The following is a 19,452-nucleotide window of genomic DNA, read 5'->3' as shown; positions in this document are numbered from 1 at the left end:
CCGACCGGGACGGGAGTCAGCGGGTGCGCCGCCGCAGTGTCAGCGAGGCGAGCACGAGAGCGCCGACCGCGAAGGTCACGACGATCAGCAGCGGACCGAAGACATCCCACCCCTCGTCGCCCGCGGCGACCGCGTTGATCGTGTCGATCGCGTAGCTCAGCGGAAGCCAGTCGGAGATGGCGTGCAGCACATCGGGCATCTGATCACGGGGCATGAAGAGCCCGCCGAGGATGATCTGCGGGAACACCAGCAGCGGCATGAACTGCACCGCCTGGAACTCGGTCTGGGCGAACGCGCTCGCGAGCAGACCGAGCGCGGTACCGAGCAGCGCGTCGACCACCGCGACCAGGCCGAGCTGCCAGAGCGGACCTTCGACGTCGAGCCCGCACACCCCGACGGCGAACGACACTGTGATCACCGCCTGCAGCAGAGCCATCAGACCGAACGCGAGCGCGTACCCGAGGATGAAGTCGGCCTTCTCGAGCGGTGTCGTCATCAGGCGTTCGAGGGTGCCCGAACGGCGCTCGCGCAGGGTCGTTATCGAGGTGATGAGGAACATCACGATGAACGGGAACAGCGCCAGGATCGCGCCGCCGAACTGATCGAAGACGCCGTCCTGATCGCTGAACAGCCAGGCGAAGAGGCCCACGAGCAGACTCGGCGCGATGAGCATCAGCGCGATCGACCGCGGGTCGTGCCGCAATTGGGCGAGCACGCGCCCGGCGGTGGCGAACGTCCGGCGGCCGTTCATTCTCCGGCCTCCTCCTGCTGGTCGCGCGCTCCTCGGCGCGATCGCCTCGTGTCGCCGACACCAGCCGCGCGGTCGCGCTCGATCAGCACGAGGAACGCGGCCTCGGCGTCGGTCGTGCCGGTGTCGGCGAGGAGCGAGGTCGGAGTCGTGTCAGCGATGATCCGCCCCTCGCGCATCAGCAGCAGCCGGTCGCAGCGCACGGCCTCGTCCATCACGTGACTCGACACGATGAGCGTCACCCCTCGATCCGCGAGGGCGCGGAAGAGGGCCCACAGCTCGGCGCGCAGCACGGGGTCGAGTCCCACCGTCGGCTCGTCCAACACGACGAGCTCGGGCGCACCGATGAGGGCCACCGCGAGCGACACCCGCGTTGCCTGCCCTCCGCTCAGAGAGTCCACGAGTTGCCCCGCCTGCGGGCCGAGACCCACCTCGTCGATGACCCGATCGACGTCGCCCTTGGGTGCCTTGAGCAGCGAAGCGAAGTACGAGAGGTTCTGGCGCACGCTGAGGTCGCCGTACACCGATGCTCCTTGCGTGCCGTACGCGACGCGGTGTCTCAGCTGTCGCGACCCTCCCGGCTCACCCAGTACCTTCACGTCACCCGAAGCGATCTTCTGCACCCCGACGATCGAGCGCATGAGCGTGGTCTTGCCGCATCCGGAAGGGCCCAGCAGGCCCGTGATCTGGCCGCGGGGGATCGCGAGGTCGATCCCGTCGAACACGTGCACCGCCCCGCGACGCACACGCAGCTGCGCGATCTCGACGGCGGAGTTATTCATCATGTGATGAATTATGCGCCCGCCCGTCGTCCGCGTCAACGGGGTCCGCAGACACCCGATGCCGACGTTCGGCGTCAGTCGAAGAGGTAGCGCTGCAAGGTCGGGCCGAGACGGGAGACGAGTTCATCGATCGGTGCCGCCGCAAGCGCCGGCAGCCGCAGCACATAGCGTGCGATCAGCAGCCCGGCGATCTGCGAGGCGACGAGCGAGGCGCGCAGATCGGCGTCGTCGACGTCGAGGCGCCGAGCCACCCGGGAGAGAAGTTCGCGCGACAGGAAGCCCGCCAGCAACGGGGTCGTGAGCCGACTGCCGATCGCGGTGCGCAGCAGCATGACTCCCCGACGGCGCACCTCGGGCTGCTCGAACGCCTCGAGGACGTACCGGATCAGCCGGTCGCCGATCTCGTCACGCGGACCCGCGAGGATCCCCGGCACATCGACATCCGGTCGCAGCGGAATGCCCACGGCTTCTGCGAAGAGATCGGCCTTGGTGCCGAAGTAGTGATGCACGAGGGCAGAATCCACACCGGCCCTGGCGGCGATGGAGCGGATCGTCGCGCCGTCGTATCCTTTTTCACCGAAGTCGTCGACCGCAGCCGCGATGATGCGCGCTCGCGAGTCGGAGACGCCCCGGGGGCGGCCACGCCGCCGCGCGGGCTTCTGCTCGGTCATGTCCGTCAGCCTATGACGCGCGACGAGGGCACGGCGCGCAAGTCAGTCGAGCAGATGGCGGAGGTAGCGGGTCGGATGCTCGAGGAACGAGCGCCAGTGGTTCACGATCTCGAGGTCGTCCCACTCCGCCGGCCGCACACCCCACTCCCCCACTTCGAGGATCTTCGCGCCGGGAAGAGCAGCGAGCACCGGCGAATGCGTCGCGCACAGCACCTGGCCGCCCTCATCGGCGATGCGACGGAGCACGGCGATGAGCGCGAGCGTCGAGTTGAAGGACAGCGCCGCCTCCGGCTCGTCGAGGCAGTAGAAGCCCGGCTCGTCGAATCGGCTCTCCAGCAGGGCGAGGAACGATTCGCCGTGACTCATCTCGTGGAACGGGACGTCGCCGCGGGCCGAGGGGTTCTCCTCCAGGTAGGTGTAGAACGAGTGCATCGTCTCGGCGCGGAGGAAGAAACCCCACCGATTCGCCCCCACGCCCCGCTGCAGCCGCAGCCAGTCCGACAACGGCGACTCGGTCGCGCGCGTGGTGTGCCTGGCCTGGCGGGAACCGCCCTCGGGAGAGAGCCCATAGGCGATCGCGATCCCCTCGACCAGTGTCGACTTGCCGCTGCCGTTCTCGCCGACCAGGAACGTGACGCCGGGGTCGAGGTCGATCCCCTCGCGCAGCACCTGGGCGACGGCGGGGATGCTCGTCGGCCATCCTGCGCCGGGTGCGGGGGCGTCGTCGTTCGGGCGCACCGCCACGACGGGCTGCTGACGTCGACGGCGGGAGGCCGGCTCCCAGAACTCATCCATCGTGATCCTCCGCGTGTCGTCTCGTGGAGGCTACCGGCATCCGGGGACACCCGCGCGACCGAGGACCGTCAGCACTCGATGACGTTGACCGCGAGGCCGCCTTCGCTGGTCTCCTTGTACTTCGTCGACATGTCGGCCCCGGTCTGGCGCATGGTCTCGACGACCGCATCCAGGGAGACGTAATGGCTGCCGTCGCCGCGCAGGGCGAGGCGGGCGGCGGTCACGGCCGTGGACGCGGCGATCGCGTTGCGCTCGATGCACGGAATCTGCACGAGTCCGCCGATGGGGTCGCAGGTGAGACCGAGGTGGTGCTCCATCGCGATCTCGGCGGCGTTCTCGATCTGGCGGTTCGTGCCGCCCATCACCGCCGTCAGGCCGCCGGCTGCCATGGCGCAGGCGGAGCCGACCTCGGCCTGGCATCCGCCCTCCGCCCCGGAGATCGACGCGTTGGCCTTGAACAACGACCCGAGGGCCGTCGCGGTCAGCAGGAAGCGGCGGATGCCACGGCGACGGTTCGCCTCGGCGGTCTGCTCTTCGTCGAGGTCGCTCCCGTCGCTCACCGCGCGCACGTCCGACTCGAACCCGAGGAGTGCGCTGCCGACCAGCTCGCCGTAGGGCGTGACCGCGTTGCCCGCCCCGAGTCCGGAGTCGGCGAGGAACCGCCACCAGTACATCGCGACGGCCGGGAGGATTCCGGCGGCACCGTTCGTCGGCGCCGTGACCACGCGGCCACCCGCGGCGTTCTCCTCGTTGACCGCGAGCGCGAAGGCGCCGAGCCACTCACCCGGAAGCTCACGATGGCCGTCGGCCTCGACCTCTTCGAGCTGGCCGCGGATCACTCCGGCCCGCCGCTTGACCTTGAGGATGCCGGGAAGCGTGCCGTCGGCGTGGAGACCCGCATCCACGCACCCCGACATCGCGTCCCAGATCGCGTCGAGGCCGGCCGCGACCTCTTCCTCGCTGCGCAGCGAGGTCTCATTGAGTCGGGCCACCTCGGCGATCGAGAGCCCGTTCTCGTCACAGAGCGCGAGCAGCGACGCGGCATCCGCGTACGAGTACGGGAATCCCGAGGTCGTGAGCTTCGCCTCCTCGCCATCGCGCCGGATGAACCCGCCGCCCACCGAGTAGTAGGTCTCCTCGGCGACGACCTGCTCCGCGGAGTCCCAGGCGGTGATGGTCATGGCGTTCGGGTGACCGGGAAGCCGGGTGCGCGGCGCGAAGACGATGTCGTCCTTCGCGAAGGGCACGTCGTGCGCGCCGTCGATGCGAATCACGGCTTGTGCCGGCAGGTCGGTCCAGGCCGAGCGCACCTCGGCGGGGTCGCAGGTCTCCGGCGCGAGTCCGCGGAGGCCGGCGACGACGGCATCCGGCGTCCCGTGCCCGATTCCCGTCGCGCCGAGCGAGCCGTACAGTGTGCTTCCGATGCGGGTGACCTGCGGCAGGACGCCCGTCGCAGTGAGTCGTCGTGCGAAGTCGAGAGCCGCTCGCATCGGTCCGACCGTATGGGAGCTCGAAGGCCCCACTCCGATGGAGAAGAGGTCGAAGGCCGAGACGTACGCAGTCACCCCTCCAGGCTACGCCGGATCGGCGACTTCGGTTCACCGAGGTTAACTCGCCGTCCCGTCAACCCCCTACAGCCCCATCCGCCGCCGAGGCATCCTGAGCGGACGACATCATCGAAAGGGGTCCCCATGACCGACAGCACTCCCGAGCCCGAGCCCACCGACGAGCTCTCCGCCGAGCTCTCCGCCGAGGCGCAGACTCCGACTCCCACCTCGACCTCCGACACGAGCGACGGCGAGGTCACGACACCGGCACAAGCCGAGTCCCCCGAAGACGCCGACCCGAACGAGGTGCCCCGCACCGAAGACCTCGAAGAGCCGAGCACCGAGAAGGCCCCGGGCGAGGAGCCCAAAGCCCCGAAGCGCGACGAGCCCGAGCCCGATCACGAGGCGGTCGGCATCGGCGTGGTCGACACGGAAGAGCCGCAGGCCGGCTGAGACCCGCGACCGCGCTACCAGGTCAGCGGGTCGAGCCGCAGGTAGAAGTCCTGACGGGCAGAGTCGAGATCGATGCCGTACCGCGCAGCGAAGTCCTCGTCCGCCCGACGGGCGGTGCTCTCGTCGGGCCACGTCTCGCGGGCGTTCGCCAGGAGCAGGGCGATGTCGGCGTAGGGGTCGGCACGCCCGAGCCGGCCGACATCGATGAGTCCGGCGACGTGCGAGCCGTCGGGCGCGATCAGGATGTTCGGCAGGCAGAAGTCGCCGTGGCAGACCACCGCTTCTGCCTGCTCCTGGACGATCCGTCGCGGGAGCTCGCTCTCGAGGTCGGCGAGGATCCGCGACGGCGGCACATCCTGCAGCGCGACGGGCAGGAACTCGGTCTGCACCCGGTCCTCGGCGACCGTCGCTCTGGCTGCCGTCATCATCCCGTCCACTCCCCGGCCGTAGGGGCAGTCGGACACCGGGACGGCGTGGAGACGCCGCAGGATGTCGGCGATCGCCGGCCACGCCGCACGCAGACCGGCCGCATCGAGCCGGTCGGCGGGGACTCCCTCCACCGCCGAGGTCACGAGGGCACCGCCGTGCGCGGTGAGACGCCACTCGATCACCGACGGACCGGGGATGCCGACGCTCGCGAGCCATGCGATCCGGTCGCGCTCGGCCGCCAGTTCGTCCACCTGCGACGAGGGGACCACCTTGACGTATCGCCCACCGGCCTCATCGCGAAGCACGGCCGCGCCCGACTCGCCACTCTCCACGGGCAGCCAGTCCGCACCATCGGGGAGCAGTTCTGCGGGAATGTGCATCTGCTCATCTTCCCGCACCGGACCCGCTCCGGTCGCACCTGATGCTGCCCGATCGTCGGCGGGACGACAGCAGGTGCGACCGGAAGCAGCCGCAGTGTGCTCTTACTCGACGAGCTTGCCCGCGGTGTCGACCTCGCGCATGAGCTCCGCGATCTCCGGCGAGATCTCTGGGATCGCCTCACGGGTCACGCCGTCCTTCGGCGACCACACCAGGTTCACCTGCAACGTGGGATCGGTGTCGGGGAAGTCGCTGCGGTTGTGGCATCCGCGGGTCTCCCGCCGCTCCAGCGCGGCCTCGAGGGTGGCCCGGGCGGCGAGTGCCGATGCCTTGAGGTCGAACGCATGCGCGAGGTCCTGGAACCCGGCGATGTCGGGGTGGATGCCGATGTCCTCCATGCGCCCCTCGATCATGTCGAGGTCGGCGAGACCGGCGCGCAGCCCCTCCTCCGAGCGCACCACACCGGCGTACTCGGTCATGAGGTTGCGGATCGCGCGCTGCAGGGCACGGACGTTCTCGCGCCCCTCGGCCGCCAGCAGATCGTCGATCTCGGCCCGCGCTTCCGCCACCGCGGTCGCCGACCGGCGCTGCGCGTCGAGCCCCGCCGCATGCTCCATTGCCGCCTGACCGACGATGCGTCCGTAGACGAGGAGTTCGATGAGCGAGTTGCCGCCGAGACGATTCGCGCCGTGCAGACCGCTCGACGCCTCGCCGATCGCATAGAGGCCGTCGACGTCGGTCTGGTGGTCTTCCGGACGCACCCAGACGCCGCCCATCGAGTAGTGCGCGGTCGGCGCGATCTCGATCGGATCGGTCGTGATGTCGAGCATCTGCAGCTCCATCATCGTCTGATAGACGCGCGGCAGACGGGTCATGATCGTCTCGCGCGGCAGGTGCGAGACGTCGAGCCAGACGCCGCCGTTCTCGGTGCCGCGCCCTTCCTGGATCTCGGTGTACGCGGCGAGCGCGACGCGGTCACGGGTCGAGAGCTCCATGCGCTCGGGGTCGTACTTCGCCATGAATCGCTCGCCGAGGGCGTTGCGGAGGATTCCGCCTTCACCGCGTGCGGCCTCGGAGATCAGGGTTCCCGCTGCGCTCTCCGGCTCGATGATGCCCGACGGATGGAACTGCACGAGTTCGGGGTCGCGGAGCCGCGCGCCGGCGTCCACCGCGAGACGGAAGGAGTCGCCGGTGTTCTCGTCGCGGCGGGACGAGGTGCGGCGCCAGATGCGGTTGTGTCCGCCCGCGGCGAGGATCACGGCGTCCGCGTGGATGAGGTAGCGGGTGCCGTCGGCCTGGTCGAAGCCGTAGGCGCCGAACACGACGTTGTCGCGCACGAGCAGGCGCGTGATGTAGACGTGGTCGAGGATCGGGACCTCGAGCTGCTCGGCCTTGCGCACGAGGGTGCGCTGGATCTCGAGGCCCGTGTAGTCGCCGGCGAACGCGGTGCGGCGGAAGGTGTGGGCGCCGAAGAAGCGCTGCGAGATGCGGCCGTCGTCTTCGCGGGCGAAGTCCATGCCCCAGCGCTCGAGGTCGCGGATGCCACGCTCGGCACCCTGCGTCACGATCTCGACGGTGTGCGGGTTGGCGAGCAGGTAGCTCTCCTTGATGGTGTCGGCTGCGTGCTGCTGCCAGCTGTCGTCGGCATCCATCGTGCCGAGCGCCGCGTTGATGCCGCCGGCGGCGAGCGACGTGTGCGCATCCTGCCGCGGTCGTTTCCCCGCGGCGAGCACGTCCACGCCGTGTTCGGCGATCTCGATCGCCGCCCGCAGACCCGACCCTCCAGTGCCGATGACGAGGACCGTGGTGGATATCTGTCGTTCGCGCGTAGCCATGCGATCCACGCTAGTTAGGGGATCCTAATAACTCCAATGCATAGTTCGAGTTGAAACGATGCGGGTAGGCTATGGTCATGAACCTCGAGCAACTCCGCGGGTTCGTCGAGGTCGCGCGTCTCGGACACTTCACCCGCGCCTCCGAGCACCTGCATCTGGCGCAGCCGTCGTTGAGCCGGCAGATCTCCACGCTCGAGCGCGAACTGGGCGCGGAACTGTTCCACCGCGCACGCGGCCACATCGCGCTGACAGCCGCCGGCGAGACCCTCCTCCCCCGCGCGCAGCGCATGCTCGCCGAGGCCGACGCCATCCGCGACGAGATGGGCGAGCTGGCCGGACTCCGCCGTGGACGCGTGCGCCTGGGCGCCCCTCCGACGCTCTGCATCAGCCTGGTCGCCGAGGCCATCCGCGCTTTCCATTCCGCGCATCCCGGCATCGATCTGCACCTGACGGAGAGCGGCTCTCGCCGACTCGTCGAGGAGCTCGCGGTCGGCGCCGTCGACATCGCCCTCATCACCGAGTCCGAAGGACCTCCTCCCTCGGGATTCAGCCTGACGCGGACCCCGCTCCTCACCGAGGAGCTGGTCGTCGTCTCGGCCGCGAGCGAGCCACCGGTGTCGAGTTCGGCGTCGATGACGCTTCACCACCTCGCCACCCTCCCCCTGATCGCCCTCGACGAGACCTACGAGCTTCGAGCCACCACCGATGCGGCTTTCCGCGCCGAGGGACTCCGACCCACCCATGTGCTCGAGGGCGCCGAGATGGATGCGGTGCTGCGTTTCGTCGAGCGCGGCGTCGGCGTCGCGGTGGTGCCGGCCATGGTTCTGCTCGATCGCCCCGCTCTTCGTTCGGTGCGGCTGACGCACCCCATGATGACCCGCACGGTGAGCCTCGCCCACCGTGCAGACGTCACTCCGGCCGTTGCCGTCGCCGCGATCCGCCAGGTGATCGTCGCCACCGCCGCGGATGTCGCCGACCGCGACCCGGCGATCACCAGCCTGCTCTGATCGCGCTCCACGAGACCGCACATCCACGGTCCCGCACATCCATCGCCCGGATGCGCGGGATGCCGAGGACGTCGCGAACCACCGCTGGTCATCCGCTCACCCTCCCTGGGTCGACAGCGGAATGGGCGACGAGCTGCGCGCCCGACCGATGGGATTGTCGAGCGTTCCGGCGTACATGAGGGAAGCGGACTGGTCCGCGAGGTCCACCATGCGCAGCGTGTTGCGCAGTTGCAGACGATTCAGGCACGAATGGGCGAATGCATCGGCCCGCAGATCGACGAGTGACTCGAGGTCGGGATGCCCATCGGCATGCTCATCGACCGTCTCTCCGACCAGGCGCCAGAAGCCCCCCTCAGTCAGGGTGCCGTCGATGTGGAGGATGCCCGCCAGGTGCCGGAGCACCCCATCGAAGACGTCGGTGAAGACGGCGAGCGCCTTCTCCTCGTCGCCGACGGGGGCGACGATGCGTCGCACCTCCTCCGGCAGCGTGCGCTCGGACAGTAGTGCTACTTCCTCACCGATGTCCTTCATGAACACACCGGTCGGCACGTTCCCCTCGAGGATGAGGATGAGGTTCTCGCCGTGCGGCATGAACGCGAGATCGTGGGCCAGCAGGCTGTGCACGATCGGCCGGAGATACGCGCGAAGGAACCGGTGGACCCACGCGGTCGCGGGGATACCGGAAGCACGGATGAGCGTGGTGACCACCGAGACGCCCTCGCCGTCGCGATGCAGGAGCGACGCCAGAGTCGCCAGTCGCTCAGCCCCGGCTGCCAACGGCACAGGGCTCTCGCGCCAGAGGGCGGCCAGCATCTTGCGGTGGGCGGACGGCTGTGCGGTGCGGTGGTACACGTCGCCCGTGTAGCCGATCGACGCGCGCTCCCGGAGCACTCGGAAGCCGGCATCCGCGAATGTCGGGTCGGCGGCCACGAGCTCGGCCACCCAGTCGTTGATCGCGGGTGTGACGCGCATGTACGCCGGAGAGAGCCCCCGAAGGAACCCCATGTTCTGCACAGCGAGCGCCGTCTTCACGTAGTGCCGATGCGGATGGGAGACGTTGAACATGGTGCGCACCGATTGCTGGGCGCGATAGTCGTCTTCGCTCTCGCCGATGTAGACGAGGTCGCGTCGGGCGAGGTCGGGGGCGAAGGTGATGGTCACGCGGTTCTCCCACTGCCACGGGTGCACCGGCAGCAGGTGGAAGTCGGCCGGCTCCTCGCCGAGGTCGCGAAGACGGGTGGCGAAGCGATCGCGTTCGGTCGGGCTCAACTCGCCCGAAAGCAGGGTCTCCTCGGTGAGATCCGCGCCGAGGGCCAGATGCGATGCTGACCGTCGCGCGGCGACCCACACCAGGCGGAACGACCGGGCGGCCTCGGGAGCGAAGGTGGCATGATCCGAGACACCGAAGCCGATGCGCCCGTTGTTCGCGACGAAACCAGGGTGCCCCTCGGTCATCGCCGCCTCGATCGTCTGGAAGTCGGCGCCGGCCAGCTCCCGCGCCGACGGCCCACCCCGCGCGATCTTGAACATCGAGCCAGCGAGCGTGGACGCGATCTCTTCCAGGTACAACGGGAGAAGCTCATCCGACAGGCCGAGGGTCGGCTGCAGCTCGAGGATCAGCTGCTGCGCGTCCAGCACGGCATCTGTACCGTCGATGAGGCGACGGATGCTGCTCTCCTCGATGATCCAGTGCTCCAGCTCGGTACGCATGGCGCGGAACCGGTACTCGACGGCGGTGGAGGGCACACCGACGCGCCAACCATCGCCGGAGGGCTCCGGGGCGATCAGCCGTTCGTGGCTGAACTCCGCGAGAGCCTTGGCCACCAGGTGACGCTGTGCGCGCTCCAGCGAATCGATCGTCAGGTGGGCGGCGGGGGCGATCATGCGCGTCCCTCTCGGTCGAGGCGGATCAGGTCGGACGCCGCGAAGCCGGCGCGGGTGCACACCGAGAGCATCGCGGTCTTGAGGTGCCCGCCCTCGTCGATGACGACGTGGCGCACCTCGTCGAAGCCGGCGCGCACGTTCTTCGCGCGGATGCGCGCGTTGCGCACATCCGGTTCGACGACCACGCGCTCCGCGCCGAGCTCATCGAAGCACCACGACATCACGGCGGCGAACACCGCATCGGTCAGCCCGTGTCGGGGGTCCTCGCCCGGAGGTGACACCAGGACGTGCATGCCGATGTCGCCCGGCACCGCGTCGTGGACCTCTGTCAGCAGCACCTGCGCCGGGTCATAGGTCTCGGCGTAGAACAGCGGGACCTCGTCGACCAGCCCGAGCCACGCCTGCTGGGCGGGATCAGCATCGACAGCGGCGAGATAGGCCGCGACGGCGGGGACATCCAGGTCGGTCATGCCCCAGTACGCCGAATGGGGATCGGCCAGCCAGCGGTGCAGGATAGCCGCGTCCCGAAGGGGGCTGGCGACGGTGAGCGATACTCCGATCCCGGTCGTCGTCGTCATCGCACGACCGCCCCGGGCACGGTGGACTCCCGGAGGGCATCGGCGGGGACACCGAAGTCCTGGAACGCGATGCGGCGCTCGATCGGGTAGACCTCTCGACCGAGGATCGACGAGAGGATCGACGAGTTGCGCCAGGCGCCGAAGCCGAGGTCCGGGGCGGTCAACCCATGGGTGTGCTCTTCACCGTTCTGCACGAAGACCCGCCCGCGTCCGCCGTCGACGCTGTAGTCGCGCGCGACGTCCATCCTGCCCAGAGCATCCCAGTCCAGACGGTCGGCGATGCCCTGCAGGAAAGGCGGCGTCTGGGCAGAGTACCCCGTGGCGAGGATGAGCGAGGCCGTCTCCCTGTCGTGCTGCTCTCCGAGCTGGCCGTGCCGCAACGAGAGCCGGAAGCGCACGCCGTCCCACTCGGCGGCGGTGACCTCGGTATCGGCGAGGAGCGTCGTGGGCACTGGACCTTCGGCGCTGAGCCGATAGAGGGTGTCGTAGATGTCGTCGATGAGGTCGCAGGAGACACCCTTGTAGAGGCTCCGCTGCTCCCGACTCAGGTGCTGCCGCAGTGCGAGGGGAAGGCCATGGAAGTGATCGGTGTACTCCGGTGAGGTCATCTCCAGGGTGAGCTTCGTGTACTCCATGGGGAAGAACCGCGGCGACCGGGTGATCCAGTCGAGACGATAGCCGCCCTCGCGCGCACCCTCGAGGAGATCGCGGTAGATCTCGGCCGCCGACTGGCCGCTGCCAACCACCGTGATCGAATCCGTCGCGCGAAGCGCATCACGATTCTCCAGGTATGCCGAGCTGTGCACGGCACGGCCGGAGATGTCGCGGAGAGCCGTCGGGATCGTGGGGCTCGTGCCGACCCCGACGACGACGTGACGGGTGCGCAGTGTGCGCTCCTCGCCGGTGTCGGTGCGCATCGCCTGCACGATGTAGACGTCGTCGACAGGGTCATGCTCGACCCGCACGACCTCGTGATTCCAGTGCAGCTGGTGCAGCTGCTCGGCCGCCCAGCGGCAGTACGCGTCATATTCGGTACGCAGCGCATAGAAGCTCTCACGGATGTAGAACGGGTAGAGCCGCCCCGATTGCTTCAACCAGTTGAGGAAGGAGAAGCGCGAGGTGGGATCGGCCATAGTGACCAGGTCGGCCAGGAACGGCACCTGGATGGTCGAGCCCTCGATCATCATCCCGGGGTGCCATCGGAAGCTTTCCGCACGGTCGAGGAACACCGCGTCCACCCCGAGCGGATCCGCGAGACAGGCGAGCCCCAGGTTGAACGGGCCGATGCCGATGCCGACGACGTCGTGCACGTGCGCGGTCATGCCGTCGCCTCCGCGGCGACGAGATCCGGCGATATGCCCGCGAGAGCAGTCGCCGCGTCCTTCACGATGTCCAGGATCGTTCGGACGTCGTCGAGGGTGGCTTCCGGGTTGAGGAGAGTCAGTTTCAGGCAGGGCCGTCCGTCGATCACCGTCTTCGCGACGAGTGCACGGCCGGATTCGAAGAGCACGCGCCGGACCCCCGCGACGAGCTCATCCTGCACTGCGGGCGGCACATCCCCGGGACGCGCGCGGAAGAGCACGGTGCTGAGCTGGGTGCGACCCACCAGCTCGAGTTCGGGATCGGCGTCGACCAGATCGCCGGCGGCCGTGGCGAGATCGATGACCGCGTCGAACAGCTCGCCGACCTGCGCCGTCCCCATCGATCGGAGCGTCGCCCACAGCTTCAGCGCGTCGAAACGGCGCGTGGTCTGCAGCGACTTGTCCACCTGATTGGGTTCGTCGTTCTCCCGCGGGTTGAGGTAATCGGCGTGCCAGGCGCCCGCAACCAGATCCCGGGGGTCGCGCACGAGCAGGGCGCTGGAGGAGACGGGCTGGAAGAAGCTCTTGTGGAAATCGACGGTGACGGACCGTGCCCGTTCGATGCCTGCAAGAAGGTGCCGGCGCCGGGACGAGACCAGGAGTCCTCCTCCGTAGGCAGCGTCGACGTGCAGCCACAGACCGCGGGCGTCGCACACCGCGGCGATGCTCGCGAGCGGGTCGATCACGCCGCGGTCCGTAGTGCCTGCGGTGGCGACGACGGCGATGGGCACCCGCCCCTCCGCCACAGCCGCAGAGACCGCCGCATCGAGGTCAGCCGGAAGCATCCGCCCTGCGCTGTCGTCGGCCACCTCGATGACCGCATCGTCGGCGAGGCCGAGCAGCAGCGACGACTTGCCGACGCTGAAATGACTGGATGCCGTGGCGAAGACGACCAAGCGAGACATCGACGTCGTACGCGAGCCGCCGACCGCCGCCAGTGCCGCCTCTCTGGCGAGGAACAGCGCATGGAGGTTCGACTGCGTGCCCCCGGAGGTGAAGATGCCGTCGCCCGAGGCGAACCCCACCCATCCCGTCACGGCCTCGATCAGCCGACGCTCCATCAGCGTGCCCACCGTCGACTGGTCGTAGGTGTCGACCGAGGTGTTGACCGCGGCGAGGATCGTCTCGGCCGCGACGGCGGGGAGCGCCACCGGGCAGTTCAGGTGCGCCGCATACAGGGGGTGGTGAAACCACACGGCGTGGGCGAGGAAGAGATCATCGATCTCACGGATGGCCGACGCGGTGCCGATGCCGGAGCCGGCGAGGTCGACCCGATCGACGAGTTTCTGCAGTTCTGCGAGCGAGGCGCCGGACGTGGGTTGTGTGGTTTCGGTGAACCTTGCGGCCACCCGAGACGCCGTGCGTGCGATCTGGGAGCGGTAGACGTCGACGGTCGAGGAAGTGAGCAGCTCAGTCACGATGGACAACTCCTAAGTTAGGTTTGCCTATCCTACATATGATTTTTGGACTGTATAGAAAAACTCGCGACGTGGGCGGATGCGGACGTGGGCGGATGCGGCAGCATCGAGGACCGATGACAGCGGGCAGAAACGCAGAAACGGCCCCCACCGAAGTGGAAGCCGTTCCTTCACTGTCTCAACACAGTGTGCGCCCGAAGGGACTCGAACCCCTAACCTTCTGATCCGTAGTCAGATGCTCTATCCATTGAGCTACGGGCGCCCAGCCCGCTCAGCGGGCCGTAGAACAGCCTACAACAGTCCCGACGCGAAAGCGAAACGAGGCCTCAGTCCTCCACCGACGCAGCCTTCTGCTGCTTCTTCCGGCGCTTGGCCTTGGCCCTCTGCTCCGACGAGAGCGCCTGCAGATCGACGAGTCGAAGGGCCTGCATCCGCGCTTCGCGCATGCGGTTGTAATCGGGATCCTGATCCGGACGCATGCCTTCGACCCGCAGTCGGCGGTCGAGGTTGTGGCGCACATCCGCCCAGGCGGCGTCACGCGCCTCCTCGACGATCTCGGCGAGCCGATCGCGGTCCTGCATGATCTCTCGCAGGCGCACGGCAACGCCGGTGGACTGCTTGGCACGTCGGCGGAGGTTGCGCACATCGCGGTCGCGGTAGTCGTGCGTCCCCACCGGATCGGAGTGCCGGCCCCTCGCCCTCTTGCGCAACGCGGTGACGGTGGCAGCGGCCTCTTCCGACTCCTCGGCCATGGCACGAAGCGCCTCACGCGCGTCGTCGATGTACTTGTCCATGTCGAAGACGCCGTCTTCGGCGATGGTGCCGATGAGGATGTGGTTCTTCACGGCGAGGCGCGCCGCAGCGGTCGCGATCGCAACGCCCTCGGCGATGGCATCCGCTGTCCGTCCCACCGGTACCTCCTCTCCTTGAGCGTACCGGTATCACTGCAGCCCGGTGTCGGCCAGAATGGTTCGGAATCAGCTTGCCCCACCCATCCGACATCCGCGGGTTCGCACCAGGATCGCGCCATGCAGGAGAGCAATGAAGCACCTCGAACTCACCGGCAGCACCACCGTGATCACCGGAGCGGCGAACGGGATGGGCGCGGATATCGCACGCCTGCTGGCGGCTCGGGGAGTGCACCTCGCGCTCATCGACCACGACGCCGCGTCACTCGCGACGATCGCGGCCGAACTGCAGGGCGCGCGCGTGACGACGCACGTCGTCGACCTCCGCCATGACGAGACCGTGTTCGCGACCGCCGCCGACATCACCGAGGCCCACCCGCGCATCAACGCCCTGATCACGTGCGCCGGCTCGTCGATGCTCGGCGACATCGACCAGCTCACCATGGAGGAAATGCGCTGGCTCACCGACGTGAACCTCTGGGGAACGGTCTCGGTCACCAAAGCCCTTCTCCCCGCGCTCCGCGCCGCGCCGGCCGCGCACATCACGCACCTGGCGAGCGTCTACGCACTCGCCGCCCCCGCCGGCCGCATCCCGTACGCGGTCAGCAAGTTCGCGGTGCGCGCGTTCTCCGAGGCTCTGCGGCACGAGCTCGAGGGCACCTCGGTGAGCGTCGGAGCCGTCTACCCTGCGGGGGTGCGCACCGGGATCATCCTGCACGGTCGCTACGCCGCGGCGATCGACCCGGAGGTGGCGGCCCGGGCCGCCGCCGCGCAGGCCGCGATGTACCACACCGAGCCCACCGATGCCGCGGCCCGGATCGTGCGGGCGACCGAACGACGGGCTGCGCGCACGATGGTCGGGCGAGAAGCCCGCCTGATCGACGTGCTCACCCGCATCGCTCCCGCCTCCTACTGGCGAGTGATGCGTCGCCCGCTGCGCGCGGCGATCGACACCACGACGCCGGCGACCTGAGGCGACGCCGGCGACAGGCTCCCGCTCAGCGGACGGTGCCCACCCAGATGGCCGAGGCCCACGCCTGCTGGTCGCCGTTGCAGCCGACCGATCCGGGATAGCCCCGCACCACGGCCATGCAGTTCGCGAGGAACTCCGGGTCACCGCCGAACAGCGCCCCGTACGCCCCGGATGAGGTGAGCGCGCCCCATACGCGGAACTGGTAGATGTGCGCGAGCTCATGCGCCATCGCCCAGTTCAACCGACCGGCACTCCAGTTCGCGATGTCGGCGCGGTACTTGATGTATCCGTTGCTGTTCGCGCAGGCCGGGGCGTTCCCGCCCGCACACGACGAGGACTCGTAGAGTCCCACGCCCCCACCACCGACGAGGTCGAGGGCTGCCCGCACCCGCGCGTACCCCTCCGGACCGCTCGACGACCACATCGGCCCTCCGGGACCCGAGCTCTGTGCCGCCTGCCAGGACGCGACCTCTGTGCCCACCTTCTCCGTGAGCGCGTGCAGGGTCGCCGTGGCCGCCGCGACGGTATCGGGGTTCTCCTTCTCGGCGGCGACGGCCTGCTGTGCCGACAGGGCGGCGGCGCGATGCGCGGCCGTATCCACCCGACCTTCGGCTCCCTGGAGTGCGGCGGTCAGGGCTTGGACCTCGGCGAGGAAGGCGGGCCGCAGCGCAAGGACGGCGGCGCGATCGGCGGTCTCCTGCTCTGCGCGTTCGACGGCCCCGTCGAGGTAGTCGGTGCGCTGGCCGGCGTCGCGATACTGGCCGTTCAGTGCGACGAGCTGTGCGACAGCGGTCGTTCTCTCGTGCTCGAGGGCGTCAGCTCTGCCGATCATCCCCGAGATGAGCAGCACCGAGGCGGCGAGGGTGACGGCCAGCACCCGGCGGATCACGGCAGGAACCCCGTCGTGTCGGCGATCTGCGCGTCCTGCTCAGCGAGCTTCGACCGCAGGGCGGTGAGCTTCTCGGCGAGTTCCCGGTTCTCGCCGCGCGACGTGTCCAGCGCGCCTTCGACGCGTGCGATCTCCGCTTTGACCGCGGCGATCGACGCCATGCGCTCCTGATCCGCGATCGCGACGAGCGTGATCCCGCCGACGAGCAACAGGCATCCGACCGCGACAGCAAGACTCCGCATCTCGCTCCCCAGGACAGCGCAACAGTTCCGGACCGACTCCGATCGCCCCAATATACAACCGGAGCCGACTCTGCGGTCCCCCGACCTGCGTCAGGGCGAACCGGCAGCTCAGGCCGTCAGGTCACTGTTCTCGGCGAGGCGCCGCTCGGCTGCGGACTGACCACTGGCGAGGTGCGCGGGGACGATCCGGCGCAATGCCTCGGTGTCACGCGCAGTCATCGCCTCGAGGATGATGCGATGCTCGTCCGCCATCGCGAGCAGATCGTCGTGCTGACCGAACAACCAGCGCAGACGCGTGAGGAACACGGCGATGAGCTCTCCGAGCATCTCGTTCGCCGCGAGTTCGACGGCGACCTCGTGGAACTCCGCTGCGGCCACCCTCGCAGCCTCGGAATCCTGCGCCTTCGCGGCCGCGAGCTCACGCTCGTAGACCTCGCGGATCCGGGCGATACCGGCCTCGTCGTGCCGCTCGGCGGCGAACACGAAGATCAGCGTCTCGATGGCCTCGCGCACCTCGGCGAAGTCCTGGATGTCCCGATGGGTGAACTCCCGCACGACTGCCCAGGTGCGGGGACGGGCGACGACGATCCCCTCCGCGACGAGCGTGCGGATGGCCTCCCGGACCGGAAGTCGCGACACATTGAGCTCTGCCGCGATGTCGCGCTCCACCAGGCGCGACCCCGGCATCCGCCGCCCGAGGATGATGTCATCGCGAAGGATGCGCGTGACCCTCACCGACTCGAGTTCGCCGCCTCCTGCTATAGCCCCCGCCATCTGGGCATTCTCGCACTCCCGGCGGTGTTCCTCAACTTTTGGTATCCCAAGCCCTCGCAGCGGCGGCGGCCCGGGCGGGGACGAGGGCTCCTCCCTCGCCCCCGACGATGCTCAGGGCAGGCGGTTCGCGATCGCGAGGTTCGCCGTGAGCTCTTCGGCAGTCTGCCGCACCACATACGCCGGGCGGTCGCGCTCGACCCTCCAGGACTCACTGAGCGGACCCACGTTGACGGTGTCGAAGCCGGCCTCGTCGTAGAAGCGCGTCACGAAGGCCACGGCTTCCACGTCATCGCCGGCCGTGGCCAGCGCGCGACGGTCGGGGGTGCCGGCCGGCGTTCCGTCGGACGTGATCTCCGAGGCGAAGATGTGGTTGAACGCCTTCGCGATCTTCGCGCCGGGGAGCGCACGCTGCACCAGCTCCGACGTCGTGGTCTCCCCCTTGTCGAGGGCTTCGATGTGTCCGTCCCGCTCGAAGTAGTAGTTGTTGGTGTCGAGGACGATCTTGCCCGCGAGCTGCTCGGCCGGGAGCTGGTCGATCGCGCCGAGGGGCACAGTGACGACGGCCACGTCTGCGGCAGCGGCCGCGTCCTGCGCCGTCGCGGCCCGAGCCCTGGGCCCGAGCTCGGCGACCAGGTCGGCGAGTGTCTCCGGTCCGCGCGAGTTGGCGATCACCACGTCGTAGCCGTTCGCGATCGCGACGCGTGCGACCTGGCTGCCGATGTGTCCTGCACCGATGATTCCGAGAGTTGTCATGTTGGCCCCAACGCCTCGCGCTCAGGGCTATTCCCGTCGAGTGCTCGCGTGACCGTGGCTCAGACCTCGCGCAGCAGGCTCTCCTCGGTGCGGCGGTAGCCCAGCTGCTCATACAGGTCGACGGCCCCCGTGTTGAAGCCGAAGGCATGCAGCCCGATCGAGTCCGCGCCGAGCCTGCGGGCTTCTCTCTCGGCGGCGTGCATCAACGCGCGTCCGTATCCCTTCCGGCGCTGATCCGCGGCCACCTCGATGTCGAGGATGAACGCCTGCGGACGACCGTCACGCCGCCGCATCCCGAACCACAGGATGCCGACCTCGGTTCCGTCGACAGCAGCGGTGAAGAATTCCTGTCCTTCGGTATCGAGCCCGTCGGGAAGCTCCTCGACCATCTGGCGATGCGACTCGGCGATCGCCTCCTCGGGCGTGTAGCGCCCCGACGCGACGAGGTCGTGCGCGAACCCTTCCTCCGACGCTGCCGCGAAGCGGGGGAAGCGTTCCGCGGTCATCGGCGACACCTCGACGCGGGAAGCGGGGTCGCGCACCGGAAGCGGTTCGAGCACCATCTGGATCGAGGCCACCTCGAATCCGCCCTGTTCGGCGAATACCCGTCCGGCCGTGTCCTGCGGAAAGAGCTGCGCCCCGATCTGGGTGGCGCCCATGTCGCGCGCGATCGGGAGCAGGAGCGCGAGCAGCCCTTCGTTCTGGGCATCGCTCAGTGTCTCGGCACCGCCGAGGCCGACGTCGAGGTCGAGGTCGAGGTCGAGCAGGAGCATCTTCTGTCCGCTCAGGGCCAGCACGAGTGTTCCGAGTTCGCCGTCCGCATCGTCGACGATGCGCATGACCCGCGTCGTCGAGGTCGCACCGTCCTCCGGGAACAGGTCGCCGAACACCTGCTCGACGTGCCCGACAGCGTCCGCGCCGAGGCGTCGCCCCGACTCCCTGTTCCGGTCGATCAGGCGCTGCCGTGCGGTTGTCGCCCACGCCTCGAAGCGGGTGGAGGGGAGGGGCGTCAGGTGCAGGGACATGC

At 68.9% G+C, this 19,452-nt stretch carries 20 protein-coding genes and 1 tRNA gene; 3 read left to right on the top strand and 18 right to left on the bottom strand.

Annotated features, from left to right (window positions below):
- Nucleotides 1-16: 16 nt before the first annotated feature.
- The 5 genes from ABDC25_RS03445 to ABDC25_RS03425 form a co-directional block, all read right to left on the bottom strand.
- Entirely contained in the window at nucleotides 17-751 is a 735-nt protein-coding gene (locus ABDC25_RS03445; RefSeq protein WP_347124840.1) for an ABC transporter permease, read from the bottom strand.
- Nucleotides 748-1,533 (bottom strand): ABC transporter ATP-binding protein, encoded by a 786-nt coding sequence (locus ABDC25_RS03440; protein WP_347124838.1) that lies wholly within the window; start codon nucleotides 1,531-1,533, stop codon nucleotides 748-750. The genes ABDC25_RS03445 and ABDC25_RS03440 overlap by 4 nt, the downstream gene beginning before the upstream one ends.
- 71 nt (nucleotides 1,534-1,604) lie before the next feature.
- Nucleotides 1,605-2,201 (bottom strand): TetR family transcriptional regulator, encoded by a 597-nt coding sequence (locus ABDC25_RS03435; protein WP_136025302.1) that lies wholly within the window; start codon nucleotides 2,199-2,201, stop codon nucleotides 1,605-1,607.
- 42 nt (nucleotides 2,202-2,243) lie between these two features.
- Nucleotides 2,244-2,996, bottom strand: coding sequence for an AAA family ATPase (locus ABDC25_RS03430; RefSeq protein ID WP_021198150.1), 753 nt, complete (start codon nucleotides 2,994-2,996; stop codon nucleotides 2,244-2,246).
- Nucleotides 2,997-3,064: 68 nt separating this feature from the next.
- Nucleotides 3,065-4,561: an L-serine ammonia-lyase, iron-sulfur-dependent, subunit alpha gene (locus tag ABDC25_RS03425; protein ID WP_021198151.1), complete on the bottom strand. Its 1,497-nt coding sequence runs from the start codon at nucleotides 4,559-4,561 to the stop codon at nucleotides 3,065-3,067.
- A 126-nt stretch (nucleotides 4,562-4,687) separates the two neighbouring features.
- On the opposite strand from ABDC25_RS03425, the gene ABDC25_RS03420 reads away from it, so the two are divergent.
- Nucleotides 4,688-4,996, top strand: a complete 309-nt coding sequence (locus tag ABDC25_RS03420; protein ID WP_347124835.1) for a hypothetical protein — start codon at nucleotides 4,688-4,690, stop codon at nucleotides 4,994-4,996.
- Between the two features lie 14 nt (nucleotides 4,997-5,010).
- Here ABDC25_RS03420 and ABDC25_RS03415 read toward each other — a convergent pair whose 3' ends face one another.
- Together ABDC25_RS03415 and ABDC25_RS03410 are read right to left on the bottom strand one after the other, a co-directional pair.
- Nucleotides 5,011-5,805 carry an APH(3'') family aminoglycoside O-phosphotransferase gene (locus tag ABDC25_RS03415; protein ID WP_031206646.1) on the bottom strand — a complete coding sequence of 265 codons (795 nt, stop codon included), beginning with the start codon at nucleotides 5,803-5,805 and terminating at the stop codon, nucleotides 5,011-5,013.
- Between the two features lie 102 nt (nucleotides 5,806-5,907).
- On the bottom strand, nucleotides 5,908-7,638 hold the full coding sequence (locus tag ABDC25_RS03410) for an FAD-binding protein (RefSeq protein ID WP_347124833.1): 1,731 nt from the start codon (nucleotides 7,636-7,638) through the stop codon (nucleotides 5,908-5,910).
- 71 nt (nucleotides 7,639-7,709) lie between these two features.
- On the opposite strand from ABDC25_RS03410, the gene ABDC25_RS03405 reads away from it, so the two are divergent.
- Nucleotides 7,710-8,645 carry a LysR family transcriptional regulator gene (locus tag ABDC25_RS03405; protein WP_021198155.1) on the top strand — a complete coding sequence of 312 codons (936 nt, stop codon included), beginning with the start codon at nucleotides 7,710-7,712 and terminating at the stop codon, nucleotides 8,643-8,645.
- Nucleotides 8,646-8,741: 96 nt separating this feature from the next.
- Here ABDC25_RS03405 and ABDC25_RS03400 read toward each other — a convergent pair whose 3' ends face one another.
- From ABDC25_RS03400 to ABDC25_RS03375, 6 genes are all read right to left on the bottom strand, one after another.
- Complete coding sequence (locus tag ABDC25_RS03400; protein ID WP_347124831.1) at nucleotides 8,742-10,529, bottom strand: IucA/IucC family protein; 1,788 nt, start codon at nucleotides 10,527-10,529, stop codon at nucleotides 8,742-8,744.
- The gene (locus ABDC25_RS03395) at nucleotides 10,526-11,107 is read right to left on the bottom strand and encodes a GNAT family N-acetyltransferase (RefSeq protein ID WP_084487211.1); all 582 of its coding nucleotides are present in this window, start codon (nucleotides 11,105-11,107) and stop codon (nucleotides 10,526-10,528) included. Before ABDC25_RS03395 ends, ABDC25_RS03400 begins: the two co-directional genes overlap by 4 nt.
- Nucleotides 11,104-12,429, bottom strand: coding sequence for a lysine N(6)-hydroxylase/L-ornithine N(5)-oxygenase family protein (locus tag ABDC25_RS03390; protein ID WP_347124828.1), 1,326 nt, complete (start codon nucleotides 12,427-12,429; stop codon nucleotides 11,104-11,106). Before ABDC25_RS03390 ends, ABDC25_RS03395 begins: the two co-directional genes overlap by 4 nt.
- Nucleotides 12,426-13,886: a pyridoxal-dependent decarboxylase gene (locus ABDC25_RS03385; RefSeq protein ID WP_021198157.1), complete on the bottom strand. Its 1,461-nt coding sequence runs from the start codon at nucleotides 13,884-13,886 to the stop codon at nucleotides 12,426-12,428. Before ABDC25_RS03385 ends, ABDC25_RS03390 begins: the two co-directional genes overlap by 4 nt.
- Before the next feature lie 189 nt (nucleotides 13,887-14,075).
- A tRNA-Arg gene (locus ABDC25_RS03380) sits at nucleotides 14,076-14,148 on the bottom strand.
- 64 nt (nucleotides 14,149-14,212) lie between these two features.
- The gene (locus ABDC25_RS03375; protein WP_021198158.1) at nucleotides 14,213-14,797 is read right to left on the bottom strand and encodes a hypothetical protein; all 585 of its coding nucleotides are present in this window, start codon (nucleotides 14,795-14,797) and stop codon (nucleotides 14,213-14,215) included.
- Between the two features lie 130 nt (nucleotides 14,798-14,927).
- On the opposite strand from ABDC25_RS03375, the gene ABDC25_RS03370 reads away from it, so the two are divergent.
- Entirely contained in the window at nucleotides 14,928-15,767 is an 840-nt protein-coding gene (locus tag ABDC25_RS03370; protein ID WP_347124826.1) for an SDR family NAD(P)-dependent oxidoreductase, read from the top strand.
- 25 nt (nucleotides 15,768-15,792) lie between these two features.
- Here ABDC25_RS03370 and ABDC25_RS03365 read toward each other — a convergent pair whose 3' ends face one another.
- From ABDC25_RS03365 to ABDC25_RS03345, 5 genes are all read right to left on the bottom strand, one after another.
- Nucleotides 15,793-16,656 (bottom strand): hypothetical protein, encoded by an 864-nt coding sequence (locus ABDC25_RS03365; RefSeq protein ID WP_021198160.1) that lies wholly within the window; start codon nucleotides 16,654-16,656, stop codon nucleotides 15,793-15,795.
- A complete protein-coding gene (locus tag ABDC25_RS03360) occupies nucleotides 16,653-16,898 on the bottom strand; it encodes a hypothetical protein (RefSeq protein WP_021198161.1) in 246 nt (81 codons plus the stop codon). The genes ABDC25_RS03365 and ABDC25_RS03360 overlap by 4 nt, the downstream gene beginning before the upstream one ends.
- Before the next feature lie 108 nt (nucleotides 16,899-17,006).
- A complete protein-coding gene (locus ABDC25_RS03355) occupies nucleotides 17,007-17,672 on the bottom strand; it encodes a GntR family transcriptional regulator (RefSeq protein WP_029266074.1) in 666 nt (221 codons plus the stop codon).
- 111 nt (nucleotides 17,673-17,783) lie between these two features.
- Nucleotides 17,784-18,425 (bottom strand): NAD(P)-binding domain-containing protein, encoded by a 642-nt coding sequence (locus ABDC25_RS03350; protein ID WP_021198163.1) that lies wholly within the window; start codon nucleotides 18,423-18,425, stop codon nucleotides 17,784-17,786.
- A 59-nt stretch (nucleotides 18,426-18,484) separates the two neighbouring features.
- Nucleotides 18,485-19,450: a GNAT family N-acetyltransferase gene (locus ABDC25_RS03345; protein WP_021198164.1), complete on the bottom strand. Its 966-nt coding sequence runs from the start codon at nucleotides 19,448-19,450 to the stop codon at nucleotides 18,485-18,487.
- Nucleotides 19,451-19,452 lie beyond the last annotated feature (2 nt).

The sequence above is a fragment of the Microbacterium sp. SY138 genome, assembly GCF_039729145.1.
In the GTDB taxonomy this organism is placed as follows: Bacteria; Actinomycetota; Actinomycetes; order Actinomycetales; family Microbacteriaceae; genus Microbacterium; species Microbacterium maritypicum_A.
Note: the sequence above shows the minus strand (reverse complement) of the source record. Positions and strands in the feature narration are given on the sequence as shown.